The 6721-nt window shown below is 70.9% G+C and carries 5 protein-coding genes; 3 read left to right on the top strand and 2 right to left on the bottom strand.

Going from position 1 to position 6721, the window contains the following annotated elements:
* Window positions 1–193: 193 nt before the first annotated feature.
* Window positions 194–1744, top strand: coding sequence for an apolipoprotein N-acyltransferase (gene lnt / locus HW578_RS20955; protein ID WP_198372658.1), 1551 nt, complete (start codon window positions 194–196; stop codon window positions 1742–1744).
* Between the two features lie 154 nt (window positions 1745–1898).
* Window positions 1899–2354 carry a helix-turn-helix domain-containing protein gene (locus HW578_RS20950; protein WP_198372657.1) on the top strand — a complete coding sequence of 152 codons (456 nt, stop codon included), beginning with the start codon at window positions 1899–1901 and terminating at the stop codon, window positions 2352–2354.
* A gap of 12 nt (window positions 2355–2366) precedes the next feature.
* Here the strand turns inward: HW578_RS20950 and HW578_RS20945 are convergent, their stop codons facing one another.
* A complete protein-coding gene (locus tag HW578_RS20945; protein WP_198372656.1) occupies window positions 2367–2840 on the bottom strand; it encodes a hypothetical protein in 474 nt (157 codons plus the stop codon).
* A complete protein-coding gene (secA, locus tag HW578_RS20940) occupies window positions 2837–5581 on the bottom strand; it encodes a preprotein translocase subunit SecA (RefSeq protein WP_198372655.1) in 2745 nt (914 codons plus the stop codon). The genes HW578_RS20945 and secA overlap by 4 nt, the downstream gene beginning before the upstream one ends.
* A 235-nt stretch (window positions 5582–5816) precedes the next feature.
* Between secA and HW578_RS20935 the strand changes: the two genes are divergently transcribed.
* Window positions 5817–6721: peptidylprolyl isomerase (locus HW578_RS20935; RefSeq protein ID WP_198372654.1), on the top strand; the 905-nt coding region annotated here is incomplete at its 3' end.

The following is a 6721-nucleotide window of genomic DNA, read 5'->3' as shown; positions in this document are numbered from 1 at the left end:
CCGGAAGGGAGGAGGGGCTCGTCGGTAGTGCCGACGCGCAGGGCGCGCCACGCCCCTCCTCCCTTCCGGCCATTCACTCTCCGCGGGTCCGGGGGCACGTATGCCCCCGGCGGGAGGGTCCGGGAGGGCAGAGCCCTCCCGGTTCGCCCTGCACCGCGCCGGCACCACCCCTCGCCTACTAGGACTGTCGCGCATGTGGGATCGTTTCCTGGGTCATCTCGCCGCGCGGCGGGGCTGGCGGATGTGGGGCACGGCGGTCGGGTTGGGGGCCTTGGCGGCCTTGGCCTTGCCGCCGGTGCATGCCGTGCCAGTGTTGCTTGTGTCGATCCCCGGATTGCTGGTGATGTGCGGGGCGGCGGATGGCTGGCGGCGGGCCTTCTGGGTGGGGTTTGCCTGGGGTTGGGGGTTCTTCGCGGCGGGGCTGTACTGGATCACGCATGCGATCCTGACGGAGGTGGAGCGGTTCTGGTGGCTGGTGCCGGTGGCGGTGCCGGCGCTGGCCTTGCCGCTTGCGGTGTTTGTGGCGGTGCCGGCGGCGCTGGCGGTGCAGGTGCGGGCGGGCTGGCCGCGGGTGCTGGTGTTCTGCGGCGCCTTCGTGCTGTTCGAGGTGTTGCGCGGCTGGGTCTTTACGGGTTTCCCGTGGAACCTGCTGGGCACGGTCTGGGCCTTCGAGGCGCTGCCGGTCCAGGCCGCGGCCTGGATCGGGGTGCATGGGTTGTCGCTCGCGACAGTGCTGCTGGCCGCCACGCCGATGCTGGGATGGCGGGCCATGGCCGGCGGCGGGGCGGCGCTGGCCGGTTTCGCGCTGTTCGGCGTGCTGCGCCTCTGGCCGGCCGAGCCGCCGCCGCAGCCGGTCGGCCTGCTGATCGTGCAGGGCAATATCGCGCAGGAGGTGAAGTGGCGCGAGGAACAGCGGATCCCGATCCTGCGCCGCTACGTCGAGGGCACGCGCGATGCGGCGCTGGCCGCCCTGCAGGAATTGCCGCCGGACCACGGCCTGGTCGTGATCTGGCCCGAGACCGCGGTGCCGTTCCTGCTGGCCGACGACCCCGAGGTGCGCCGGCTGGTGGCGGGCGCCCTGCCGCAGCGGGCCATGCTGCTGAGCGGCACGGTGCGGGCCGAGCGCGGGTCCGACGGGCGGGCACGGCGCGTCTTCAACGCGCTGGTGGCGATCGATCCGGCCGGGGAGGTGCGCGGGGTGTCCGACAAGGTGCACCTGGTGCCCTTCGGCGAGTACATGCCCTTGTCCGGCCTGCTGCCGGTGCGTCTGGTGCAGGGGGGGATGGATTTCACGCCCGGCGAATCCCTGCGCACGGTGCGGGCGGGATGGGTGCCGCCCTTCGGCGGATTGATCTGCTACGAGGTGATTTTTCCCGCGCAGGTTGTACCCACCGACCGTCCGGCCTGGCTGGTCAACGTGACCAACGATGCCTGGTTCGGAATCTCGGCGGGGCCGTGGCAGCACCTGGCGGCGGCGCGCCTGCGTGCGGTCGAGGAAGGCCTGCCGCTGGCGCGGGCCGCGCAGACGGGTGTGTCGGCTGTCTTCGATGCACGCGGGCGTGAGGTTGCGCGGACGGAACTGGGCGAAACCGGGGTGTTGCGGGCGCCTCTGCCCGCGGCGCGTGAGCCCACGCCCTTCGCGCGCTTCGGTCTTGTGATCCCGATCACTTTTGCGTTGGCGCTTCTCGCCCTTGGGTGGTGGTGTGGGCGTGCCGGGCCGCGCTTCGGGCGAGGCGAGCCATGAGGCGCGCTGTTGGATTGTCTCAATTTGCGAGAATAATAAAAAGAGTTGACGAAAGGTGAAGGCGCGCCTATTCCTGCGACACTCGACGGGCGCTAATGCCTGGGTTACCGATTTGCAGAGGGCGCGTGTAGAAATGCGGGGCGCGGAGGGCCGGATGGCGAGTGACGAGACCGTGGAGCGCGTGGAGCGCGAGCATCGGGCCAGCCCGATCGACGTGCATGTCGGCACGCGCGTCCGCCTGCGCCGCACCCTGCTCGGCATGAGCCAGGAGAAGCTGGGTGAGGCGCTCGGCCTCACCTTCCAGCAGATCCAGAAATATGAACGCGGGGTGAACCGCATCGGCGCCAGCCGCCTGTTCGACTTGGCGCGCGTGCTGGATGTGCCGATCGGCTTCTTCTTCGACGACATGTCGCCCGAGCTCGGCGGCAACGCCGCCAACCGCTCCCGCGGCGCCGCCTTCGGCTTCGCCGAGGGGCAGGAGGGCTTCGAGGACGACACGCTGCACCGGCGCGAGACGCTGGAGCTGGTCCGCGCCTACTATCGGATCACCGACCCGTCGGTGCGCAAGCGCGTCTTCGACCTGATCAAGACCCTCTCGCCGACCGAATAGCGTCGGCGCGGGTCACACCCCGCGCGCGCAATGCAGGATCACCACCGGGCGACCCGGGGTGATCTGCATGTCGATCTCATCCGGCTGCGTCCAGCCCAGTGTGATGGTGCCGCTCACCGGGTCCCGCCCGCGTTCCTGCGGCGGGCCGAATTGCCGTTCCATGCGGGCGCGCAACGCCTCCGCCTGAGCCGCCTCCCCCTGTGCCGAGACGCAGACCAGCCCGCCGTTGCGGGCGTCGAAGCCGAAGGCGACGGTCAGGCGCAGCGGGCCGGACCGGAACTCACCGGCGGCCCGGTATTCCATGCGCGCGCCCGGCACGGCGCGGCGCTCCGCCGGCGGCAGCGTTCGCACCGTGCCGGCATTGCGCACGGCGGCGGCGACCTGCCGCTCGGTCATGCCCCAGCGGGTGAATTCCCAATGCGCCGAGGCGGGCCGTGCCAGGCAGGCGAGCGCGCCGGCCAGCACCAGGCCGCGAGCCAGCATCATGCCCGCCCGTGGCAGACCTTGAACTTCTTGCCCGACCCGCAGGGGCAGGGCGCGTTGCGCGGCGTGCGGTGCCAGGTGGCGGGGTCGTTCGGGTCCACGCCCTGCGCGATGGGCCGCGGCGCCGCGGTACCGATCGCCATCGGCACGGCCTCGTAGGTGGTGCCGCCGCCATTGGCCATTTCGAGCTCCGCCGCGGCCATCTCGGGGTCAGGGTGGCGCATGTCGAGGAACCCGATGCCCTCGGGCGAGGGCGGCGGCGCATCCGGGCGCAGTTCGATCCGCAGCAGCAGCGACGTCACCCGCTCGCGCAGGTCCGACAGCATGCCGTTGAACAGCGCGAAGGCCTCGGACTTGTACTCGTTCAGCGGGTCGCGCTGCCCATAGGCGCGCAGCCCGATGCCCTGGCGCAGGTGGTCGAGTGCCAGAAGGTGTTCCTTCCACACCTGGTCGAAGACCTGCAGCAGCAGGGACTTCTCGACCTGGCGCATGATGTCGGGCCCGACATTGGCCGCGCGCGCGGCGTAGGAACGGTCGGCCGCTTCCTCCAGCCGCTCGCGCACCGCGTCGTCGTCGATCCCTTCCTCCTTCGCCCAGTCGGCGACCGGGACATCGAGGTTCAGCACGTCATGCACCTGGCGCTGCAGCGTCTCGAGGTCCCACTGCTCGGGGTAGGCGTTCTCGGGGATGCAGCGGGCGACCAGGTCGGCGATGGTCTCGCGGCGCATCTCCTGCACCGTCTCGGCGACGTCGTCGGCGACCATGAAGGCGCGGCGCTGGGAGTACACCTCCTTGCGCTGGTCGTTCATGACGTCGTCGTACTTGAGAAGGTTCTTGCGCATGTCGAAGTTGCGCGCCTCGACCTTCTTCTGCGCCTTCTCGAGCGCCTTGTTGATCCAGGGATGGACGATCGCCTCGCCTTCCTTGAGGCCGAGGCGCGTGAGCATCCCGCCCATCCGGTCCGACCCGAAGATGCGCATCAGGTCGTCTTCCAGGGAGAGGAAGAAGCGCGACGCACCCGGATCGCCCTGGCGGCCCGACCGGCCGCGCAGCTGGTTGTCGATGCGCCGGGATTCATGGCGCTCGGTGCCGATCACGAACAGCCCGCCGGCGGCCTTCACCGCCGGGCGCACCGCCTCGACCTCGGCCTTGTGCTTCGCGACCGCGGCTTCGTAGCCCTCGCCCTCGTTGGTGCCGGCCTCGTGGCGGGCCAGCATCTCGTAGTTGCCGCCGAGCTGGATGTCGGTGCCGCGGCCGGCCATGTTGGTCGCGATGGTCACCGCCCCCGGGCGGCCCGCCTGGGCGACGATGCCGGCCTCCTGCTCGTGGTAGCGGGCGTTGAGCACCTGGTGCGGGACGTTCTTCTTCTTGAGCAGGGCGGAGATGATCTCCGACTTCTCGATGCTGGTGGTGCCGACCAGCACCGGCTGGCCGCGCTCGCGCGCCTCGGCGATCAGCACGGCCACCGCCTCGTACTTCTCGGCGGCGGTGCGATAGACCTCGTCGTCGCTGTCCTGGCGCGCCACCGGCACGTTGGTCGGGATCTCGACCACGTCGAGCTTGTAGATCTCGGCGAATTCGTCGGCCTCGGTCGATGCCGTGCCGGTCATCCCCGACAGCTTCGGATAGAGCCGGAAGTAGTTCTGGAAGGTGATGGAGGCGAGCGTCTGGTTCTCCGGCTGGACGGTCACGTGCTCCTTGGCTTCCAGCGCCTGGTGCAGCCCGTCCGAATAGCGCCGGCCTTCCATCATGCGGCCGGTGAACTCGTCGATGATGACGATCTTGTCCTGGCGCACGACGTATTCGACATCGCGCTTGAACAGCGTGTGCGCGCGCAGGCTCTGGTTGAGGTGGTGCACGACCGTGACGTTGTGGATGTCGTACAGGTCGCCCTCGGTGACCAGCGCGGCCGCCTTCAGCATCTCCTCGACGCGCTCGCTACCGGCCTCGGTCAGCGTGACGGTGCGCTGCTTCTCGTCCTTCTCGAAGGTGGCCTCGTCCTTCACGAGTTCCTTCACCACCTCGTCCACCTTGCGGTAGAGGTCCGAGGAATCCTCCGACGGACCGCTGATGATGAGCGGCGTGCGCGCCTCGTCGACCAGGATCGAGTCGACCTCGTCCACGATGGCGTAGGCGAAGTCGCGCTGGACCATGTCGTCCAGCCGGTACTTCATGTTGTCGCGCAGGTAGTCGAAGCCGAATTCGTTGTTGGTGCCGTAGGTGACGTCGCAGGCATAGGAGGCGCGGCGTTCCTCGTCGGTCAGGCCATGCACGATGGTGCCGACGGTGAGCCCCAGGAACCTGTAGATCCGCCCCATCCATTCGGCGTCGCGGGTGGCGAGGTAGTCGTTCACGGTCACCACATGCACGCCCTTCGCGGGCAGCGCGTTCAGGTACACCGGCAGGGTGGCGACCAGGGTCTTGCCCTCGCCGGTCTTCATCTCGGCGATCTTGCCCTCGTGCAGCACCATGCCGCCGATCATCTGCACGTCGAAATGGCGCAGGCCGAGCACGCGCCGCGCCGCTTCGCGCACCGTCGCGAAGGCCTCGGGTAGGATGTCGTCCAGGCTCTCGCCCTTGGCCAGGCGCTCGCGGAAGAGCACGGTCTGGTTGGCCAGCGCCTCGTCCGACAGCGCCTGCATCCGGGGCTCGAGCGCGTTGATGGCCGGCACCCGCGCCTGGTAGCGCTTCAGCGCACGGTCGTTCGAGGTACCGAAGATGGCGGCGGCAAGGCGGGCGAACATCGGGGGTGTCGGTCTCCGTCGGGCGGGCGGCCCGGTCGAGCATCGCCCCGCAGCAGGGGCGCGGACTCGTATCGCGCCGCGCCCGGCCGGACCGGGCGGGTCCAGGCGGGTCGCGGCGCGGCCCCGGCAGAGATAAGCGGCGCCACCCCCGGGGTCAACGCCGGCCGGCCCTTCCCCGCCTTGTGGGGCCGTGACGCTTCCGCCATCTTCCGGGCTTCCCCGGATCCGAGAGACCATGACGCCTCGCCTTCGCTCCGCCCATCCGCTCCGCGCGGGCCTCGCCCTGGCGCTCGTCCTTGCCGCCGCGCCCGGTCTCCGGGCCCAGCCCACGCCGGCCACGCCGCCCGGGGACCCCGTGGTGGCGCGCGTGGATGGCGAGCCCATCCTGCTGTCCGACCTGGCGGCCGCCGCGCGCGACCTGCCCGAGGAATTGCGCGGCGCACCCCCGCAGATGCTCTATCCGCTGCTGCTCGACCAGATGATCGCCGGGCGCGCGGTGACCGCCGCGGCGCGGCGCGCCCAGCTCGACCAGGATGCGGAGGTGCGCGCGCGCATCCGCCGGGCCGAGGAACAGGAACTGCAACAGGCCTGGCTGACGCGCGAGATCTCCGCGCGGGTGAACGATGCCGCCATCCGCGCCCGCTACGACCGCGAGATCGCCGCCCGCCCGGCGGAGGAGGAGGTGCGCGCCCGCCACATCCTCGTGCCGACCGAATCCGAGGCGCGCGCCGCGCTGGCCGAGGTGCGCGGCGGCGCCGACTTCCTGGCGGTGGCGCAGCGGCGCTCTACCGGCCCCGGCGCGCGCGAAGGCGGCGACCTCGGCTTCTTCCGTCGCGGCGACATGGTGCCCGAATTCGCCGAGGCCGCCTTCCGCCTGCAGGCCGGCCAGATCAGCGAGGCCCCGGTGCAATCGCCCTTCGGCTGGCACGTCATCAAGGTCGAGGAACGCCGCACCGCCGCCCCGCCGCCCTTCGAGGAAGTGGCCCAGGCCATCCGCCAGCAGCTCATGGAGGCCGAGGTCCAGGGCGCGGTCGAGCGCGCCCGCGCCGAGGCGCGCGTGGAGCGGTTCAACCTGGATGGCTCCGCCCCGCGCGCGATCGATGCCGCGGAGCCGCCCGCCCCCGCCGCGCCGCCGGCCCG

It is taken from the genome of Roseomonas rosulenta (genome assembly GCF_016106005.1).
Classification (GTDB): Bacteria; Pseudomonadota; Alphaproteobacteria; order Acetobacterales; family Acetobacteraceae; genus Neoroseomonas; species Neoroseomonas rosulenta.
This window is presented reverse-complemented; position numbering and strand designations above follow the sequence as displayed.

Excerpts from the sequence above, each read along its gene's own strand:
- lnt (WP_198372658.1), top strand. The coding sequence starts at position 194 with ATGTGGGATCGTTTCCTGGGTCATCTCGCCGCGCGGCGGGGCTGGCGG.
- HW578_RS20950 (WP_198372657.1), top strand. The coding sequence starts at position 1,899 with ATGGCGAGTGACGAGACCGTGGAGCGCGTGGAGCGCGAGCATCGGGCC.
- HW578_RS20945 (WP_198372656.1), bottom strand. The coding sequence starts at position 2,840 with ATGATGCTGGCTCGCGGCCTGGTGCTGGCCGGCGCGCTCGCCTGCCTG.
- secA (WP_198372655.1), bottom strand. The coding sequence starts at position 5,581 with ATGTTCGCCCGCCTTGCCGCCGCCATCTTCGGTACCTCGAACGACCGT.